Origin of the sequence: Rhodococcus sp. 11-3 (assembly GCF_023704055.1) — a bacterium.
In the GTDB taxonomy this organism is placed as follows: Bacteria; Actinomycetota; Actinomycetes; order Mycobacteriales; family Mycobacteriaceae; genus Rhodococcus; species Rhodococcus aetherivorans.
In genome coordinates this window covers 2,306,630-2,324,162 of sequence record NZ_CP080406.1, presented here as the reverse complement: position 1 = coordinate 2,324,162, position 17,533 = coordinate 2,306,630, and the positions used below count along the sequence as shown (strand labels likewise).

The window sequence follows — 17,533 nt, the reverse complement described above, 5'->3', positions numbered from 1 at the left end:
AAACAGACCGGAAACACCGGGCCGATAGCTTCGCGTGCCATGTCCGCACTCTCCGACGCGATCACGCAGTCCTTCACGGCGCGTGAGCCGGAACGACCGGCCTTGTCGCCGCTACGAGCCCTCGGCCGGCGCCGGCTGTCCGGCATCGAGGTCCTCGCGCAGTCGGTCGCCACCACGGCGCCCGCCGCGTCGATGGTCGTCCTGACGACCGCGATCGTGGCCGGGCAGTCGATGCTCGCAGGCCTGCTCACCGTGGCGGCGACGACGGTCCTGCTGGGCGCGGTGGCCGGATGCTTCGCGGCCTTCACCCGCCGCCTCGCCGCCGCCGGCGGCCCGTACACGTTCGTCGCGCAGGGACTCGGCCCGCGCGCCGCGCTCGGCGGTGGTGCCGCGCTGGCGGTGAAGTACCTCGGCAGTGCCGGGCTCACCCTCTACCACGGGGGGCAGTCGATCCTGGCAGTCGCCCACGGGGCCGGCGTCTCCGTTCCCGCACTGCCGTTGTATCTCGTGCTGGCCTGCGTGATCGGCGCGTGCGTGGTCCGCGGGATCAGATTCGCGGTCCACGCGATCCTGCTGGTGGAGGCGTGCTCGCTCGCGTTCATCCTCACGCTGTTCCTCGTGCCGGCCGTGCCCACACCGGTCGCGGAACCCCCCGGCGGCGGCGCCGGCGAACTCGTGGTCCTGGCGCTCACCGCCGTGTTCGCGCTCGCCGGATTCGAGAGCGCCACCTTCCTGGCACCCGAGGCCCGGCGACCGTTGGTGACGGTCACCCGCACCGTGCTCTGGACACCGGTGATCTGCGGGGCGCTCTGCGTCCTCGCGGCCCTGGCGGTCTGGGGTGGCCGCGGCGGGACGGTGATCGACGCGTATCGCCACGGCACCGACTCCGGCGTGCCGGTCGCCGTCGTCGTGGCGCTGCATCTCGGATTGACCTGCTCGTGGCTGGCGTCCTCGATGGCATCGGTCAACGCGGTTTCGCGACTGGGGTACACGATGGGGATCGAGCGGGTGCTCCCCCGGCCCCTGGCCGCGGTGCACCGGATGTACCGCACGCCGTACCGTGCCGTCGCCGCGGCCGGGCTGGTGGCGCTCACGATCGCCGTCGCCAAGGCCGGGGCTCCGCATCTCGTCGCGGGGCTTCAGCACGCGGTACGCGTCGCGGTGCTCGTCGCGTACGTCCTGGTGGCCGTCGCCTCCCTGCGCTTCCTGACCAGAATCGGCGAGCAGACCCGCGGCTCGACCCTCGTCGGTGGTGCTGCGGCCGCGGGCGGCGCGCTGCTGCTCGGCTGCGTCGTCGGCTCCGGCATCGTCGCGGTCGATCCCGCCGTGGTGGCCGTCCCCCTGCTGCTGCTCGCCGCGGGACCCCTGTGGTACCTCCTGCTCCGGCGGCGGACGCCACGCGCTGCGACGGCGATCGGGGTGTTCGACAGCGCGGAATCCGCGGACGTGCTGCCGGGCGCCGGGGTCTTCGCACCCGACCGGCTCGGCGCGATGACCCTGGTGCGTGCCGACCGCGGCCCGCATCGGGATCTCTGACGGTGGCGCGCGAGGTCACCGGCCGGGAGCCGACGGCCGTGCAGCGTGCGCTGGCCCTGCTCGAGGCGGTAGCTCAGCTGGGTTCGGGCGCGACGGCCAAGGATCTGGCCCGGCTCACCCGCATCCCGCCGGCGACCGCGTACCGGCTGCTCAACCTCCTCGTCGCCGACGGCTATCTGGTGCGGGTGCACGACCTGTCGGGTTTCGCGCTCGGCCGACGGACGCAGGAGCTGGCGGCAACACCGCACGTGGAGACGTGGCCGGTGGCCGAGGTGCTCGAGGATCTGCGCGCCCAGGTGCGGCACGGGGTGTATCTGGCCTCCTACGAACGGGACCGGATCCGGCTGGTGGATCGCGACCCGGACCACGAGCTGCTGGGCGAGTCGTCGTTGACCCGGCACCTGCACGCGTCCGCGATCGGGAAGCTGCTTCTCGCCGACCGCCCCCATCTCGTCCCCGGCACAACCCTGCCGAAAGTGGGGCCGCGCACGATCGTCGAGCTCGACCGGCTCGCGATCGAGCTGAGTCGCATCCGGAGCCTCGACGTGTCCGTCGAGCAGGACGAATTGCGTCAGGGACGCACCGCGGTCGCCGTCCCGGTGCGCGACGACGGCGCCGCGATCGTGGGATGCCTCGCGGCGATCGGCGGTACCGGGCGCATCCGCACCGACGATCGGGATCTGATCGATCTGCTCCACGAGTTCGCCGGGCGCCTGCGGCTGCCCGGCACAGCGCGACGCACGTGAGCGGGTCCACGCACCGGGTCAGCGGGACGCGTGCAGATTCCGGGCGGTCGGCGACGTCTCGACCGAGGCCGGGTCCGGTTCGGTGCCGAGAATCCGGTCGGCGGTGCCCGCGGTGGTGACGGTGAACCAGTAGTGCTCGTTCTTGAAATGGTGGTGCCGATGGTGGCGCCACACCGCGCGGTAGGGCCGCGAGTCCGGGCGGTAGTCCGTGTGGATGAGGTAGTGCGTCCATTCGTAGCTCAGGCCCAGGACGCCCACGGTCACCAGGAACGTCAGTGCCAGGCCGGCCCTGGGGAAGACCAGCCATGCGCCGGCGACGAGAACCGGCAGCAGCCACACCAGGGTCTGCCAGGGAATGAAGATCAGCGGCACGTCGCGCGGGTCGCAGTGGTGCTCGCGGTGCTTGCGGGCCAACAGCGAATCCAGCGTCAGCCCGGCGATCCGGCGCGGCCGCCAGTGCAGGATGCCGACGTGGATGACCCATTCCACCAGCGGGAACACCAGCAGGGCGACCAGTGGGACCAGGGCGTCGGAGATCTGCCAGTCGCCGCGGAGAACCCGCGCGACGCTCGCGGCGGCGAGCATCGCGCCGATCATCCACGGCGACGGGTGCCGGGCGAACTCGGCGGCGGCGTCCCGCAGGCCGATCGAGGTGCGACGGCTACGCCGTTCGGTCCGATCGGTGCTCATGCTCGGCTCCTCGCATCTGCGTGTTCCGCATGGTCGATGGCGGTCGTCAGGGCCGACGTGCCCAGGTCGAGCAGTTCCCCGGCGGCGCGTTCGGCGCCGTCCTCGTCGTGGGCGATGATCGCGCCGGCGAGCCGTTCGTAGAGGTCGGTGCGGCCGACTTCGGCGACCAGGACACCGGCCATCGCGGTCATGGCCGGTTCGTAGGCGTTGCGCAGGCTGTTGAAGATCAACCGGAACGCGAGGGAGTCGGCCGCGTCGACGACGCGTTCCCAGAATTCGAGGGCGGCGACCTGCAGCGCGACGGGGTCCTCTCCCGTCGCGAGCCGCGCCACGGCGTCGCGCAACCGGGGTTCCGTCTCGTCCGTCGCGCGGGCGGCGGCGAGCCGGGCAACCTGACGGCCGAGGAGGCGTCGGGCCTCGAGGACGCTGCGGACGACGTCCCAGTCGGGCCGGCCGTCGCGCACGAGCAGCCGCGGGAGCAGCTCCGGACCGGCCTGGGTGCGGAAGTCGCGGACCGACGTCGCCTCCCCCTGGCGCACCTCCACCAGACCCGCGTGGGACAGCCGGGAAATCGCCTCGCGGACAGCGGGTCTCGATACACCGAACGCTTCGGCCAGGTTGCGCTCGCTCGGCAGCGCCGCCCCGGCGGCGAGGTCGCCCCCGAGCACCCGGGCGGCGATCTGGTCGTACACCTCGCCGGAGGCGGACTTGCGGGCGATCGGCTCGAACATCACGGACCGACCGTAGGCCGGAACCCGGCCAGAGGTCAAGTGGTCATACCAGTTCGCTGTCGGCCGAATGTCACAGCAGGCCAATCTGAGCGAAGTGATGTGACATTCGGCCCGCACGGAGCCGCCCGATCAGCTGAAGCCCATCACCTGGTCGCCCCAAGCCTCACGCAGCACCCTGTCGGGGTCCGAGACTAGGGTGTCGGTGCTGTCGATCAGCAGGGTCATCCGCTTTCCGGTGTCGTACGGCGCCCAATGCCGGGACCCGTCCAGGGCGGCGGGCACACCGTGGTGCGCGAAGGCCAGCCAGCGGCGCTGGATCCGGCCCGAGACCACCGTCGCGGCCTTGCGGCCGCCGAGCCAGAACGTGGGGTCGCGATCGAGGGTCCCGAAGTTGCCGAAGACGTAGGGTAGTTCGGTGGCGTGGCCGGCGCCGATCCGCGCCGCCTTGAGCATCGGGGTGGCGTGGTCGAACCGGTACACCCACGTCGGCGAGTGGGCGCTGTGCGCGTCGGCGATCCACACGACCGGCATCCGGAACCCGGCGTCCCGCGAAAGCGCCATCGCCCCCGACGTTTTCGAGACGTCCGGATACGCGGAGATGATCTCCGCGATACGGTCGGGCGGCAGCTCCGGATGATCCGCGGCGAGCGCGTCGAGCATCGCCTGCACGGAGGCGTCGCTCACCGGCATCAGCGGCGACTTCATGAAGCGGAAGATCGACGGCTCGTCCTTGTTGGACCCGATGATCAGGGGAATCCGGTGCGCGAGCCCCTTCTGGAACGCCGCCACCGGGTACTTCGGCACCAGGTCGCGGTCGACCACCGGCGCCATCGCGAGCGTGCCGGGGAACTTCGTGGGGATCTCCCCGACGAGCACGTCGCCCGCATCGGTCAGCGTCTCGTGCGGCATGTCCCGCAACGCCCACACCCGGGCCGGCGTGAGGTCGAGGATCTCGAGGAACCGCTCGGCGACCCGGGCCGCCCGCTCGGACCCGTATGCCGACGTCGCCGGCGGGCTCTGCGCGATGGCCCGGTGGAACAGGCCCTCGGCGCGGGGCACGGTCATCAGGGTGGTCAGCGACCCGCCGCCCGACGACTCGCCGAACACGGTGACCCGGTCCGGGTCGCCCCCGAACGCGGAGATGCAGTCGCGCACCCACTCGAGCGCGGCGATCTGGTCCCGCAACCCGACGTTGGATTCGAAGGTGGTCCCGGCTGTCGAGAACGACGAGAAGTCGAGGAAGCCGAGGGCGCCGAGCCGGTAGTTGACCGTCACCACGACGACGTCCCCGCGTTCGGCGAGCAACCGTCCGTCGTAGATCCGCTGACCCGAGTACCCGAGGACGTAGGCGCCGCCGTGGATCCAGACCATCACCGGCCGCGGCTCCCCGTCCGGCTCCGGCGCCCAGATGTTCAGCGAGAGGCAGTCCTCGCCGATCGACAGGCCCGGGTCGATGGGGATGGGATTGTTGCGGCCCTGCGGCGCGATGGGCCCGAACCGGCGGGCGTCGAGCACGTCGGTCCACGGCTCCGGCGGTTCGGGGGCGCGGAACCGAAGGTCGCCGGACGCCGGCGCGGCGTACGGGACACCCTTCCACGCGTAGACGGAACCGTCGCGGTAGCCGCGTACGTCGCCGTACTTGCACCCGACGATGAGAGTCTCGGCGTCCACGGTCCCTCCCGAACGAACGGTCTGGGGCCAAGGTACCAACAACAGACAGGCTGCACGCGCAGCCCCGGCGACCCGGCACCCCGGGCCCGCGTGGGGCGAGCCACACCCGGTGCTATCGTCGCCTCCGTAGACACGGGGTGCTCCGCACACGAGCGGGAGCTGAGATCACACCCGTCGAACCTGATCAGGTAATGCTGACGAAGGGATGTCACGGCATGACCATGCCTGCCCATGCGTCGGTCCCGGAGGGGACCGAGCGCTTCACCGATCTGCTGTGGGACCGTACGAAGGTCCTGCGCGAGGCCATCGACGACCTCGAGTTCCTGCGCCGGCTCGGCGACGGGACCCTGCCGCTCGACGCGTTCCGCTTCTACATCGAGCAGGACGCCCTCTACCTCGCCGGCTACGCCAAGGCGCTCGCCCTCCTCGCGGCGAAGGCCCCGGACCCGGCCACCGCCGCGTTCTGGGCCAACAGCGCGGCGACGGCCGCCACCGAGGAATCGGCCCTGCACCGGGGTCTGCTCACCGGTGGTGTCCTGCCGCCCGCCGAGGACACCCCCGCGCACTCCCCCGCCTGCCTCGGCTACGTCTCCTACCTGACCGCCACGGTCGCCACCGATCCGTATCCGGTCGGCGCCGCCGCGGTGCTTCCGTGCTTCTGGATCTACGCCGAGGTCGGCCGCGAGCTGGCCGTCCGCGCCGCCGACGTGCTCACCGCGGACCCCACCCACCCCTACGCCCAGTGGGTCACCACCTACGACGCGCCCGAGTTCCACGCCGCGGTCGCCACCGCCCGCGAGCTCGTCGACGTCGCGGCGGCGGCCGCCACCGACACCGAGCGCGACGCCATGGCCGGGGCGTTCACGATCGCCACCCGCTACGAGCTGCTGTTCTGGGACACCGCGCTGAACACGCAGGACTGGCCGGCCTCATGACGACCACCTCCCGGCTGCGTCGCCGGCTCACCGTCCTGGCCGCCCTCACCGCGGCGCTGCTGCTCACCGCGTCCTGCGCCGGCGGCACCGGCGACGACGACTCCGGCGACACGATCCGGTTCGCCCTGGACTGGACGCCGAACACCAACCACACCGGCCTGTACGTGGCCCAGCAGGAGGGCCTGTTCGCCGACGCCGGTCTCGACGTCGAGTTCCTGCCCTACAACAACACCACCCCGGACACCCTCGTCGACGCCGGCAACGCCGAGTTCGGCATCTCGACGCAGGCGCAGGCGACGTTCTCCCGGGCGGCCGGCTCGCGCACCGTCTCGGTGCTCGCGCCGCTGCAGCACTGGGCGACCGGCATCGCCGTCAAGGCCGACCGCGCCGACCTCACCCGGCCCCGGGAACTCGACGGCCGCACCTACGCGGGCTTCGGCGACCCGGGCGACGAGGAGACGCTCGCGCAGGTGATCCGGAACGACGGCGGGCGGGGCGACTTCACCTCCGTCACCCTGGGCACCTCCGCCTACGAGGCCGTGTACTCCGGCACCGCCGACTTCACCGTCTCGTACCTGGCGTGGGAAGGCATCGAGGCCGAGCACCGCGGGCTGCCGATGCGCTACTTCCGCTACACCGACTACGGGTTCCCCGACGCCTACGCGATCGTGATCGACGGCAACGAGGACTGGCTGGCCGAACATCCGGACCAGGCCCGGGCGTTCGTGCAGGCCGTCCAGCGCGGCTACGAGATCGCCGCGCAGGACCCGGACCGCGGAGCCCGCGCGCTGATCGAGGCCGAGCCCGGCGCCTTCCCCGACGAGGATCTCGTCTACGAGAGCCAGCGGATGCTGTCGGCCGGCTACCTGCGCGACGAGAACGGCCGCGTCGGCACCCTCACCCTCGAACGGTGGACCGGGTACTCCCGGTTCCTGTTCGAGAAGGGCCTGCTCTCCGGCCCCGACGGCAAGCCGTTGACCACCGAGCCGGACTGGTCGACGTACTTCACCGATGACTACCTCACGCCCTGACCCGACCCGGAATCCCTGGGTGCGGCGCGTCGCACCGGCCGTGCTGGTCGTCGCCGCGCTGACCGTCGGCTGGCAGCTGTACGTGACGCTCAGCGGCATCCGCCCGCAGGTGCTGCCCTCCCCCGCCCGGGTCCTCGGGCAGGGCTGGGCGCACCGCGACGACATCGCGGGCCATGCCTGGTCGACGCTGCAGGTCACCCTCGTCGGTTTCGCGGTGTCCCTCGTCGTGGCGTGGCTCCTCGCGATCGTCGTGGACTTCTCGCCGTGGCTGCGCCGCGCCCTGGTGCCGCTGTTCGTGGTGTCGCAGACCCTGCCGATCATCGCGATCGCGCCGCTGATGATCATCTGGTTCGGATTCGGGCTGCTGCCGAAGATCCTGGTGATCGCGCTCGCCACGTTCTTCCCCATGGCGATCGGCCTGATCGAGGGCTTCGCGGCCGCGGACCGGGAGGCGGGAGCGCTGCTGCGCAGCATGGGTGCCTCCCGGTGGCAGGAGTTCCTGTACGTGCGGCTGCCGTCGGCGCTGCCCCGGTTCTTCACGGCACTGCGCATCGGGGTCACCTACGCCGTCGTCGGTGCGGTCTTCGCCGAATACGTCGGCGCCACGTCGGGGCTCGGGATCTACATGAGCACCCAGAAGAACTCGTTCCGGACCGATCTGGTGCTCGCGGCGGTGCTCGTCACCGCGGTGGTCTCGCTGGCGTTGTACCTGCTCACCTACGCCGTGGAACGGGTGGTGGCGCCGTGGGCGCAGACGACGAGGAGCCCGCGATGAACGCCGTCACGGTCACCGGCGTGCACAAGGCGTTCGGTGCGCGCACCGTCCTCGACGGCGCCGAGTTCGCCGTGGCCGAAGGCGAGTTCGTCTCGCTCATCGGCCCGAGCGGGTGCGGCAAGTCCACCCTGTTCGGGCTGATCGCCGGTCTCGACTCTCCCGACACCGGTGCCGTCACGGTGGGTGACCGGCCGGCCGCACCGGGACGGGCCGCCCTGATGCCGCAGAAGGACCTGCTGTTCCCGTGGCGCACCGTGCTCGGCAACTGCGCACTCGGCCTCGAGGTGCAGGGCGTGCCGCGCGGCGAGGCGCGTGCCCGGGCCCGGGAGCTGTTCCCCGCCTTCGGCCTCGCCGGGTTCGAGGATGCCGCCCCCCGGCAGCTCTCGGGCGGGATGCGCCAGCGCGCGGCCCTGGCGCGGACGGTCCTGCAGGGCCGCAAGGTGCTGCTGCTGGACGAACCGTTCGGGGCCCTGGATTCGCTGACGCGCACCGAGATGCAGCTGTGGCTGCAGCAGGTGTGGCAGCGGGACCGGTGGACGGTGCTGATGATCACCCACGACGTGCGCGAGGCGCTGCTGTTGTCGGATCGGGTGCTGGTGCTCACGCGGCGCCCGGCCCGGATCTGTCACGAGGTGACGGTGCCGCTGCCCCGCCCCCGGGGTCTGGACACGTTGACATCGCCGGAGTTCGTGACCCTCGAGAAGGAACTCGTCGACGTCCTGCACGCCACCGGACCACGCAGTTCCGCACTGCCGGACTGACGCCGATCACGAAATGTCAAGTGCCACCTCGAGTTCCACAAGGGCGTCCTCGAGGTGGCCGAGCAGCCGCTGCAGGCCGGGGACCGTGCGGCGGCATCCGACGACGCCGAAGTCGACGGTGTCGGCGGTGGTGGTCAGCGTGATGTTGAGTGCCTGGCCGTTGAGCACCACCGACACCGGGTAGATCCCGTCGAGCCGGGACCCGCTGCGGTACACCCGCTCCCGCGGTCCCGGCACGTTGGAGATGATGAGGTTGAACGGCGGCGGGGCCAGGGAGACGGCGCCCGAGATCGGTGCCAGCGCGAGCCCGGCGACGTTCAGCGCCGACCACACCGTCGCCTGCAGCGGCGTCATCCCGGCGAACAGGGTCTTGCCCTCCGCCATCGAATCGCTGACCGTCGAGAGCCGGGTGAGCGGATCCTCGAGATGGGTGCCGAGGTTGCACAGCGTGACCCCTACGCTGTTGCCGCCCGCGGCCGAATCGGGAGCGTCCTTGGCTCGCAGCGACACCGGGACCATCGCGATCAGCGGGAGGTCGGGCAGGTCCTGCTGTTCGAGGAGGTAGGCGCGGAGGGCACCTGCGCACATGGCGACGACGACGTCGTTGCTCGACACCCCGGCCGCCTGCCGCACCCGCGTGATGCGTTCGCGGCTCCAGGACTGCGCCGCGAAGCGCCGCGTCCCGTCGATCGGAACGTTGAACATCGACCGCGGTGCCTCGTACGGCAACGCGACGCGGCGCCCGCCGAGGACGGTCCGGGCGATCCGCAGCGCGACGGGCGCCGCGCCGATCACGTCGCCGGCCAGTGAGCGCACCGCAGCGAACAGCGAGTCCTGCTCCCGGGTGCCGGAGCTGGGGCGGGCCGGCAGGTGCCAGGGCGCGGGGAATTCGCGCACGTTCGGATCGGGGGTGTAGGTCCGCTGCAGCAGCCGCAGCCCCGAGACCCCGTCGAGCAGCGCGTGATGCATCTTCGTGTAGACGGCGAACCGGCCGTCGGCGAGCCCTTCGATCAGATAGGCCTCCCACAGCGGCCGGTGCCGGTCGAGCAGGCCGCTGTGCAGGCGCGAGACGAGGGTGAACAACTCACGGATCCGGCCCGGCGCCGGCAGGGCCGAGTGCCGGACGTGGTACTCGAGGTCGATCTCGTCGTCCACGGCCCACCAGGTGTAGCCGAGGCTCGACACCGGGTCGGCCGGGCGCTTGCGGAACAGCTCGTCGACCTGCGCGTCGGCGACCAGCCGGTTGTAGAGGTCGGTGACGTATCCCGGACCGGCGTCGGGCGGCGGCGTGAACAGCTCGAGCGAGCCGAAGTGCATCGGGCGCTCCCGCGACTCGGCGATCAGGAACATCGAGTCGGTCACAGGCATGTATCCCACCGGGACAGCCCCCTTTCGTCCGCCGTCGCACGCTGGGATGGATGGTACGTCCGGCGACCGGACGGCCGTACCGGATCGATAACGGGCACGCCGACGACCTGCGGAGTTCCCTTTGTCCGGTCTCCATCGAGTCACGATGCTTCGCCCCGGCGATTCCTCGTCGTACTGTCGGGCAACCGACCCGGACGAACGCCGCGAACGCCTCGGAGAAGGGCCGAGAGAGAAGACGGGAGCCGTCGACGAGAGGGCTCCGTCCGAGCAGGTGAGGACGAGGAGGTCCCGGTGACGAGTACCGCGTCGAACCATCCGTCGTTGTCGTATCCGCCCGTGCCGCGGCCGGTGCTCCGCCGCGAGGTCGCCGGCGTGAGCCTGCCGTCGCAGGCGCTGACCTTCTCGGTGCGCAGCACCGTCAAGCCGGTCATCGACGCGTGGGCGCGCGCCCCGCACCTGCCGTGGCCGACGGGCGTGGTGGACCGGCTGGCGTTCCCCCTCAAGCCGGTCCCCGGCACGCACCGGCGCCCGGTCCGGCTGCCGTCCTGCCACGCCGAGTTCCTCGCCGCCCCCGGAGCCGACGGCGCCACGGCGATCCTCTACCTGCACGGCGGCGCGTTCCTGGTGTGCGGCCTGACCACCCACCGGCAGATGGTCTCCCGCATCTCGTCGGCGGCCGGGGCACCCGTGCTCAGCGTCGCCTACCGCATGCTGCCGGGACACCCGATCGAGAGCGCGGTCGAGGACGGCATCGAGGGGCTGCGGTGGCTGATCGCGCACGGCTACCCGACGGAACGAATCGTGGTGGCCGGCGACTCCGCCGGCGGATTCCTCACCTTCCAGGTGACGCTCGAGGCGCTGCGGCTCGGTCTCGGCCGGCCGGCCGGCAACGTGGCGCTCTCGCCCCTGACCGACCTCGACACCCGCGGCAAGCTCGAACATCCCAATTCGTACCGGTGTGCCCTGTTCCCGCGCCGCGCCGTTCCGGCCCTCGCCGCTGTGATCGCCCGCATCGACGCCGCCTCCGGCCGGCCGGGTCCGCGCGCGGTGTCACCGGTCGACGCCGACCTGACCGCCATGCCGCCCACCCTCATCCAGACCGGCTCGGAGGAGATGACGTACGTGGACGCCGAGCTGATGGCCCGGCGCCTCGCCGGCGCCGGCGTGCCCTGCGAGCTGCAGGTGTGGGAACGGCAGGTGCACGTCTTCCAGGCCGCGGCGGGCCTCGTGCCCGAGGCGGGGCGAGCCGTCGATTCGATCGGAGCGTTCGTCCGCAGCGTCGGCTGAGATTCCCCCCACCGGACCACCCCGCCGGTGCCACGTGGCGACCACCACCCGCGCCGAGCCGGGCACCTGTCGGACGGCGCGACTAGTGTCTCCGGCACAGATTGGTCCGGCAGCACTGGGAAAGGGGGCGGATCGTGACCGACACCGAGAGCCGATTCGACCGCGACGTCGACCGGTCCTGGAGCGAGTTCCGGGCACGGCTCGCCGATCACGTGGCGTCGATGTGCGACGGCGACGGGCTGCTCCTCGAGCCGCTCGTCGAGGAGGAGACCGGACCCGCCGGACCGTGCGTGCAGTTCTACGCGTGGGGTGCAGGCCAGGTGCGGTGCGAGGTGCCGTCCAACGCCCACCTCGGCGGCGACCGTCGCCTCCGCCCGGCCGACGAGGCGCTGCTCGCCGAGCTCGGCTGGCGCGAACCGTCCCGGGGACCGGAGGACCCGGAGGACGGCGGGTCCCCCGCCTACTGGATGGACCGGCCCGCGGCGTGGGCGGACCAGCTCGCGGCCGTCGCGGTGACGGCGCTGCGCCGGGTGTGGGGGGTGCCGCATCCGCTGTTCCTGCGCACCGAGACGTTCGGCGCCGGCCGGGCGGCGGCCTTCGACCTGCCCGCGCCCGCCGAGGAGACGCCGCCGCCGGCCGCGCTTCCGCTCGCCGTCGAGACCGCGGGCGAGGAGCACGTGCGCGAGCTGATCGAGTCGACGCTGCGCGAGCGGATCGGAGACGTCCCGCTGTGGGACGAGGACGGCGACCTGGCGTTGCGGGTCGCGGGGTTGCTCGTGTTCGTCGGCGTCGGGCCGCACGAGCGCACCGTCGACGTGTTCGCCCCGATCGTCCACAACATCACCGGGCGCACCCGCGCCGCCGAGGTCGTCGCCGACCTCAACCGCCGGTGGCCGCACCTGAAGTTCGTGCTGGTCGAGGACCGGGTCGCGGTGGCGGCACACCTGCCCGCGTCGCCGTTCGTGCCGGCCCACCTGCTGACCACGCTCGACCACGTCGCACAGTTCCTCGAGGGGCTGGACGAGGCATTCGGCACCCGCCTCGGCGGCGAGCTGCTGCACGAGACCGACCACGACGGTGTGCCGCCGCCCCCGGACGAGCTGCCGCCGTGGACGACGGACTCCGAGGAGGACCTGCCGCCGACGCTGCTGGCGCTGCGCGATCTCCATCTCGGCGGCCGGGTGGAGGTCGAGACCCGGACGGTGGCCCGCATGGCCGGCGACGAACCGGACCAGCTGCTGCGTTTCCTGCGGATGAGCGTGGACGCGCAGGTCTGCTGGCAGGCCGAGGCGATGGGGCGTGCCGCGGCCGGAGACGGCGCCGGCATCGCCCGCGCCGAGGCGAAGGCGCAGGAGTGGGAGCTGACCTGCCGCTCGCTCACCGCAGCGATGCGGCTGCTCGTGCCCCCGGCGGGCACCGCCACGACACGCGTGCGGCGGCCGCGTCCGTCCCCACCCGAGCAGATCGAGCTGTTCGAGAACCCGGACGAGCCGACGTTGTTCGACGAACTCTCCGACTGAGCGCCTCGTGCGGGCGAGCCGTTTCCGCGGGACGGCGCGGCCGCAGCGCGGGCACCCGGCGTGGCCCTCGGCAGCCGGGGTGGTTCACGGGGTGGTCGCCTCGAGATGCTTGAGCACGGCCAGGACGCGTCGGTGGTCCTCGGGTTCGGGGTGCAGACCGAGCTTGAGGAAGATCGCCCGGACGTGCGCCTCGACGGTGCGTTCTCCGAGGAACAGGGCCGCCCCGATCGCCCGGTTCGAGCGGCCCTCGGCCATGAGGCTGAGGACCTCGCGTTCGCGGGTGGACAGCGTGTCGATGGGACGGCTGTCGCGGTGGGGCCGGGCCACCATCCGGCTCACCACGCTGGGGTCGATGGCCGAGCCGCCCTCGGCGACCCGGTGCAGGGTGTCGACGAACTCGTCGATGTCGGCGACCCGATCCTTGAGCAGGTAGCCCAGGCCGGCGGCCCCGTCGGCGAGCAGATTCATGACGTGGTCGGTTTCCACGTACTGCGACAGCAGTACCACCGCGGTGTCCGGGTGGTCGGCACGGATGGCCGCCGCGGCGACGATTCCCTCGGTGGTGTGGGTCGGCGGCATCCGGATGTCGACGACGGCGACGTCGGGCCGCTCGTCGGCGACGAGACCGAGCAGGGTGGCGGCGTCGCCGGCCTCGCCGACGACGTCGATCCCCTCGTCGCACAGCAGCCGGGCGATACCCTCGCGCAGCAGCACGGAGTCGTCGGCGAGCACCACCCGCAGGGGTGCCGCGCTGTCGCCGCGCCGCGTCGCGCGCCGCGTCGCGGCGACCCTGCTCGGTGACGCGGCGTCCACCGCCACCGTCCGGGCCAGGGTGTCGTCGGCTGCCGGCGCGGGGACGGTGGTCGTGGTCTCGGACGTGAGGGCGTTCCGGGCGGCGGCGGTGAGTTCCCTGCAGGTGTCGTAGCGGTCGTCGCGGTCCTTCGCGAGGGCACCCGCGACGACGGCGTCGAACGCCTTCGGCAGGTCGGGCCGGGCCTCGCTCGGCCGGGGTATCGGGCTGCGGACATGCCCGTGCCACAGCTTCGCCAGGGTGTCGCCGGAATACGGGGGCCGGCCGGTGAGCAGGTGGTAGAGGGTGCAGCCGAGCGAGTAGATGTCGGTGCGGTGGTCGAGCGCGGCGGTGGTGTCGAACTGCTCGGGTGCGGCATTCTGCAGGCTGCCGACGAACATCCCCGTGCGGGTGAGCCCGCCCGCCTCGTCGAGGGCCTTGGCGATGCCGAAATCGGTGAGCAGGACCCGTTCGGGTTCGCCCGGGCCGGCGGGTTCGGCGAGCAGGATGTTCGTCGGCTTCACGTCCCGGTGCAGCACCCCGGCCTGGTGGGCGTAGTCGAGGGCCTTGCCGATCTCGGAGACGATGTGGACTGCCCGCTCGGGCGGGACGGGCCCGTGGCCGAGCAGCGCGGCGGCGTTGGTGCCGGGGACGTACTGCATGGCGATCCAGAGCCGGCCGTCCTCGCAGCCGCGGTCGTAGACCTGGACGATGTTGGAGTGCTCGAGGCGCGCGGCATGGTCGGCCTCGAGTTCGAAGCGGGCCTTGACGCTGTCGTCGGCGGTCAGGGCGGGGTGGAGAAGTTTGAGGGCCACCTTGCGCGGCAGGTGCGGGTGCTGCGCCAGGTAGATCGAACCCATGCCGCCCGCGCCGAGCAGCCGCTCGATGGTGTACCCGGCAAATACCGAACCCGGCCCGGGAGCCCCGTTCCCCGTCACCGCCACCACCTCCCGAAGCGGCCCACCTCCTCTATTCAACCCCTCGGGGATCGTCGGCGGAACCGCTGCGGCGCGCGGTTGTCCGCCGACCTGGCGCCGGTCCGGCGCGGAGCGCACCGTGCAGACACCGGCCGGGGCTCCGTGCAGGCACGGTACGGAGCCCCGTGCAGGCGCTGCCGCCGAATCACGTGACGGCCGAGATGGTCGAACAGTGCCAGCACGGTGGTCCGGCGGGGCCGGGAGCGAGATGCTGGGAGCGAGGATCGGAGGCCTCGTCGTGAGTCGTCGAACAGTGCCGGCCATCGTCGCCGTGACCACCCTGCTGGTGGTCGCGGTGGTGGTGGTGTCGCTCGATTGGCCCGGCGGTCCGCCCGTCGGCCCGGCGGAACTGGTCGCCTTCCCCGCGGTCGGCGTCGCCTTCGTCGCGGCGGGCATCATCGCGTGGCGGAGCCGCCCGGACGACAACACGGGACGGCTGATGGTGCTGGCCGGGGTGCTGTGGCTGGTGAAGGGGGGCGGTGCGTCACGCAACCCGGTCGTCTTCACCGTGGGCGCGGCGCTGACGGTGATGTATCTCCCGGTGCTGATCCATATCCTGCTCGGTTTTCCGACGGGGCGATTGAACCGGCGGTGGGAACGGTGGTTCGTCGGGGGCTGCTATGTGTACTTCCTGGTCTCGGTCCTGCTCGATCTGATGTTCTACAACCCCTCCGTGATGGTCGGCACAGAACGCTTCACCGCGCCCAACCTGCTGCTGGTCCGGGACGACCCGGCGATCTTCAGGGGGCTGCAGCTCGTCTTCGGCGCAATTGCCATCGGCATCAGTGTGGTCGTGATCGGCGTGCTGCTGGCCCGCTGGCGGTCGGGGTCCCCGGCCTACCGGGCCGCGTTCGCGCCCCTGTGGATCGCCGGCATTCTCGGATTCGCCACGGTGATCGGAACGGGGCTGGTCACGGCGCGGTCTTCCGGCGTGGGGAACGTGTGGACGGCCTACCTGAGCTATCTGGCGACCGCGCTGTTTCCGGTGGCGGTGCTGGTCGGGTTGTGGCGCTACCGGGTCGCGCGCAGCGCGGTCAGCGACGTGATGATCGAGGTCGGTGCGGCCCCGCTCGGGGACGAGTTCGTCCACGCGCTGCGCAAGGCACTGCGCGACCCCGGCCTGATCCTGTGGTCGTGGTCACCACAGTGGAACAGCTATCTCGACGCGAACGGGCAGCCGCAGAGCCTGCCGGACGACGACGACCCCCGCGCGGCGACCGTCCTCGAACGCGACGGCGTCCCGGTCGGAGCGCTGGTGTACGACCGGTCGCTGCGACATCAGCCGCAACTGCTCGCGGCGGTGCGCAGCGCCGCGACCCTCGCGCTGGACAACCAGCGCCTCCAGTCCGAGTTGCAGGCTCAGCTCGCCGAGGTCCGCCGGTCCCGGGAGCGGATCGTCGCCGCCGGGGACGCCCAACGGCGGCGGCTCGAACGCAACCTGCACGACGGTGCGCAGCAACGCCTGGTTGCCGCGACGATCCTGTTGCGGCGTGCGCAGCGGGCATCCCAGCCGGAGCGCAAGCAGGAGCTGCTCGACGAGGGCACGGCCGAACTGGACTCGGCGCTGGTGGAACTGCGGGAACTGGCCCGGGGTGTCTATCCCCCGGTGCTGCAGGAACACGGGCTCGCCGCCGCGCTGACCGCCCTGGCCGAGCGCGCGCCGCTGCCGGTGGAGATCGTCGACACCCTCACCGTGCGGGCTCCCGCCTCTGTCGAACTCGCCGCCTACTTCATCGCCGCCGAGGCGGTGGCCAACGCCACCAAGCACTCCGGCGCCACCCACATCGAGATCGACCTTCGCCGGGACGGCGGGATGCTGCGGATGGTCGTCACCGACGACGGGTGCGGCGGTGCGACGCTGACCGCCGGCGGTGGGTTGAGCGGACTGGCGGACCGGGCCACGGCCCTCGGTGGGGTGCTCATCGTGCACAGTCCCGTGGGGGGCGGAACGACGCTGACGCTGTCCCTTCCCCTCACCACCGGGACATCCGGGGAGCCGTCGTGAACCTCCGGGTGGTGCTCGCCGACGACTCCGCGGTGCTCCGCGAGGGGATCACCGGCCTGCTGCACGACGAGGGAATCGAGGTGGTCGGCCAGGCCGCGGACGCGCAGGCCCTGCTGCGGCTGGTCGGCGAGCAGCGCCCGGACCTCGCCGTCGTCGACATCCGGATGCCTCCCACCCACACCACCGAGGGCATCGAGGCCGCCCTCACCATTCGCCGGTGCTTCCCGGGCACCGCCGTGCTGCTGCTGTCCCAGTACGTGGAAACCGAGAACGTCATGAACGTCTTCGCCGGCGGGACGGCCGGTCTGGGATATCTGCTCAAGGACCGCCTCTCCGACATCGACGGGTTCCTCGGCTCGCTGCACCGCGTCGCGGCGGGCGGAACGGCGATCGATCCCGACGTGGTCGGCCGGTTGGTCTCGCGGCCGCACCGCGACCGGGTGGCCCTCGACGAACTGTCCCCCCGGGAACGGGAGGTCCTCACCCTCCTGGTCGAAGGCCGTTCGGACCGGGCGATCGGAGCGGCCCTGTCCCTCGGGGAACGCACCGTCGGCGCGCACGTGCGCGCCGTCTTCGACAAGCTCGGTCTGCCCCCCGAACCCGACGGCCACCACCGCGTCCTGGCCGTGCTCGCCTACCTCGGCCCCGCAGTCCGCAACTGACATCGCCGGGTCTGCCGAGTGGTCCGCGACCTGGCATGATCGGGTGTC

At 72.1% G+C, this 17,533-nt stretch carries 15 protein-coding genes and 1 riboswitch; of the genes, 10 read left to right on the top strand and 5 right to left on the bottom strand.

Going from position 1 to position 17,533, the window contains the following annotated elements:
* Positions 1–39: 39 nt before the first annotated feature.
* Together KZJ41_RS11115 and KZJ41_RS11110 are read left to right on the top strand one after the other, a co-directional pair.
* Positions 40–1,536 (top strand): APC family permease, encoded by a 1,497-nt coding sequence (locus KZJ41_RS11115; protein WP_043797237.1) that lies wholly within the window; start codon positions 40–42, stop codon positions 1,534–1,536.
* A gap of 2 nt (positions 1,537–1,538) precedes the next feature.
* Positions 1,539–2,282, top strand: a complete 744-nt coding sequence (locus KZJ41_RS11110; RefSeq protein WP_246872541.1) for an IclR family transcriptional regulator — start codon at positions 1,539–1,541, stop codon at positions 2,280–2,282.
* A gap of 18 nt (positions 2,283–2,300) precedes the next feature.
* Here KZJ41_RS11110 and KZJ41_RS11105 read toward each other — a convergent pair whose 3' ends face one another.
* The 3 genes from KZJ41_RS11105 to KZJ41_RS11095 all read right to left on the bottom strand — a co-directional run bounded on the left by KZJ41_RS11105 (position 2,301) and on the right by KZJ41_RS11095 (position 5,374).
* A complete protein-coding gene (locus KZJ41_RS11105; RefSeq protein WP_102799844.1) occupies positions 2,301–2,972 on the bottom strand; it encodes a sterol desaturase family protein in 672 nt (223 codons plus the stop codon).
* Positions 2,969–3,703 (bottom strand): FadR/GntR family transcriptional regulator, encoded by a 735-nt coding sequence (locus KZJ41_RS11100; RefSeq protein ID WP_102799869.1) that lies wholly within the window; start codon positions 3,701–3,703, stop codon positions 2,969–2,971. The genes KZJ41_RS11105 and KZJ41_RS11100 overlap by 4 nt, the downstream gene beginning before the upstream one ends.
* Positions 3,704–3,832: 129 nt before the next feature.
* Positions 3,833–5,374: a carboxylesterase/lipase family protein gene (locus tag KZJ41_RS11095; RefSeq protein ID WP_043797240.1), complete on the bottom strand. Its 1,542-nt coding sequence runs from the start codon at positions 5,372–5,374 to the stop codon at positions 3,833–3,835.
* A gap of 123 nt (positions 5,375–5,497) precedes the next feature.
* Positions 5,498–5,597, top strand: a riboswitch (TPP riboswitch).
* On the opposite strand from KZJ41_RS11095, the gene KZJ41_RS11090 reads away from it, so the two are divergent.
* From KZJ41_RS11090 to KZJ41_RS11075, 4 genes are all read left to right on the top strand, one after another.
* Positions 5,590–6,309 carry a TenA family protein gene (locus KZJ41_RS11090; RefSeq protein WP_006939427.1) on the top strand — a complete coding sequence of 240 codons (720 nt, stop codon included), beginning with the start codon at positions 5,590–5,592 and terminating at the stop codon, positions 6,307–6,309. (Overlaps the previous riboswitch by 8 nt.)
* On the top strand, positions 6,306–7,340 hold the full coding sequence (locus tag KZJ41_RS11085) for an ABC transporter substrate-binding protein (RefSeq protein ID WP_102799845.1): 1,035 nt from the start codon (positions 6,306–6,308) through the stop codon (positions 7,338–7,340). Before KZJ41_RS11090 ends, KZJ41_RS11085 begins: the two co-directional genes overlap by 4 nt.
* Entirely contained in the window at positions 7,321–8,115 is a 795-nt protein-coding gene (locus KZJ41_RS11080; RefSeq protein WP_029542848.1) for an ABC transporter permease, read from the top strand. The genes KZJ41_RS11085 and KZJ41_RS11080 overlap by 20 nt, the downstream gene beginning before the upstream one ends.
* Positions 8,112–8,876 (top strand): ABC transporter ATP-binding protein, encoded by a 765-nt coding sequence (locus tag KZJ41_RS11075; protein WP_006939435.1) that lies wholly within the window; start codon positions 8,112–8,114, stop codon positions 8,874–8,876. The genes KZJ41_RS11080 and KZJ41_RS11075 overlap by 4 nt, the downstream gene beginning before the upstream one ends.
* A gap of 6 nt (positions 8,877–8,882) precedes the next feature.
* On the opposite strand, the gene KZJ41_RS11070 is transcribed toward KZJ41_RS11075, so the two are convergent.
* Positions 8,883–10,244: a wax ester/triacylglycerol synthase family O-acyltransferase gene (locus KZJ41_RS11070; RefSeq protein WP_037201594.1), complete on the bottom strand. Its 1,362-nt coding sequence runs from the start codon at positions 10,242–10,244 to the stop codon at positions 8,883–8,885.
* Positions 10,245–10,535: 291 nt separating this feature from the next.
* On the opposite strand from KZJ41_RS11070, the gene KZJ41_RS11065 reads away from it, so the two are divergent.
* Complete coding sequence (locus KZJ41_RS11065; RefSeq protein WP_102799846.1) at positions 10,536–11,531, top strand: alpha/beta hydrolase; 996 nt, start codon at positions 10,536–10,538, stop codon at positions 11,529–11,531.
* A gap of 134 nt (positions 11,532–11,665) precedes the next feature.
* On the top strand, positions 11,666–13,051 hold the full coding sequence (locus KZJ41_RS11060) for a hypothetical protein (RefSeq protein ID WP_102799847.1): 1,386 nt from the start codon (positions 11,666–11,668) through the stop codon (positions 13,049–13,051).
* An 84-nt stretch (positions 13,052–13,135) separates the two neighbouring features.
* Here KZJ41_RS11060 and KZJ41_RS11055 read toward each other — a convergent pair whose 3' ends face one another.
* Positions 13,136–14,788 carry a protein kinase gene (locus KZJ41_RS11055; RefSeq protein WP_251550779.1) on the bottom strand — a complete coding sequence of 551 codons (1,653 nt, stop codon included), beginning with the start codon at positions 14,786–14,788 and terminating at the stop codon, positions 13,136–13,138.
* Between the two features lie 268 nt (positions 14,789–15,056).
* Here KZJ41_RS11055 and KZJ41_RS11050 point away from each other — a divergent pair, with 268 nt between their 5' ends.
* Together KZJ41_RS11050 and KZJ41_RS11045 are read left to right on the top strand one after the other, a co-directional pair.
* Positions 15,057–16,823, top strand: coding sequence for an ATP-binding protein (locus KZJ41_RS11050; protein ID WP_251550777.1), 1,767 nt, complete (start codon positions 15,057–15,059; stop codon positions 16,821–16,823).
* Positions 16,820–17,485, top strand: a complete 666-nt coding sequence (locus tag KZJ41_RS11045) for a response regulator transcription factor (protein WP_102799850.1) — start codon at positions 16,820–16,822, stop codon at positions 17,483–17,485. Before KZJ41_RS11050 ends, KZJ41_RS11045 begins: the two co-directional genes overlap by 4 nt.
* Positions 17,486–17,533 lie beyond the last annotated feature (48 nt).

Bases quoted from the DNA above. Each gene is read 5' to 3' on its own strand.
- KZJ41_RS11115 (WP_043797237.1), top strand. From the start codon at position 40: ATGTCCGCACTCTCCGACGCGATCACGCAGTCCTTCACGGCGCGTGAG.
- KZJ41_RS11105 (WP_102799844.1), bottom strand. From the start codon at position 2,972: ATGAGCACCGATCGGACCGAACGGCGTAGCCGTCGCACCTCGATCGGC.
- KZJ41_RS11100 (WP_102799869.1), bottom strand. From the start codon at position 3,703: ATGTTCGAGCCGATCGCCCGCAAGTCCGCCTCCGGCGAGGTGTACGAC.
- KZJ41_RS11090 (WP_006939427.1), top strand. From the start codon at position 5,590: ATGACCATGCCTGCCCATGCGTCGGTCCCGGAGGGGACCGAGCGCTTC.
- KZJ41_RS11085 (WP_102799845.1), top strand. From the start codon at position 6,306: ATGACGACCACCTCCCGGCTGCGTCGCCGGCTCACCGTCCTGGCCGCC.
- KZJ41_RS11080 (WP_029542848.1), top strand. From the start codon at position 7,321: ATGACTACCTCACGCCCTGACCCGACCCGGAATCCCTGGGTGCGGCGC.
- KZJ41_RS11075 (WP_006939435.1), top strand. From the start codon at position 8,112: ATGAACGCCGTCACGGTCACCGGCGTGCACAAGGCGTTCGGTGCGCGC.
- KZJ41_RS11070 (WP_037201594.1), bottom strand. From the start codon at position 10,244: ATGCCTGTGACCGACTCGATGTTCCTGATCGCCGAGTCGCGGGAGCGC.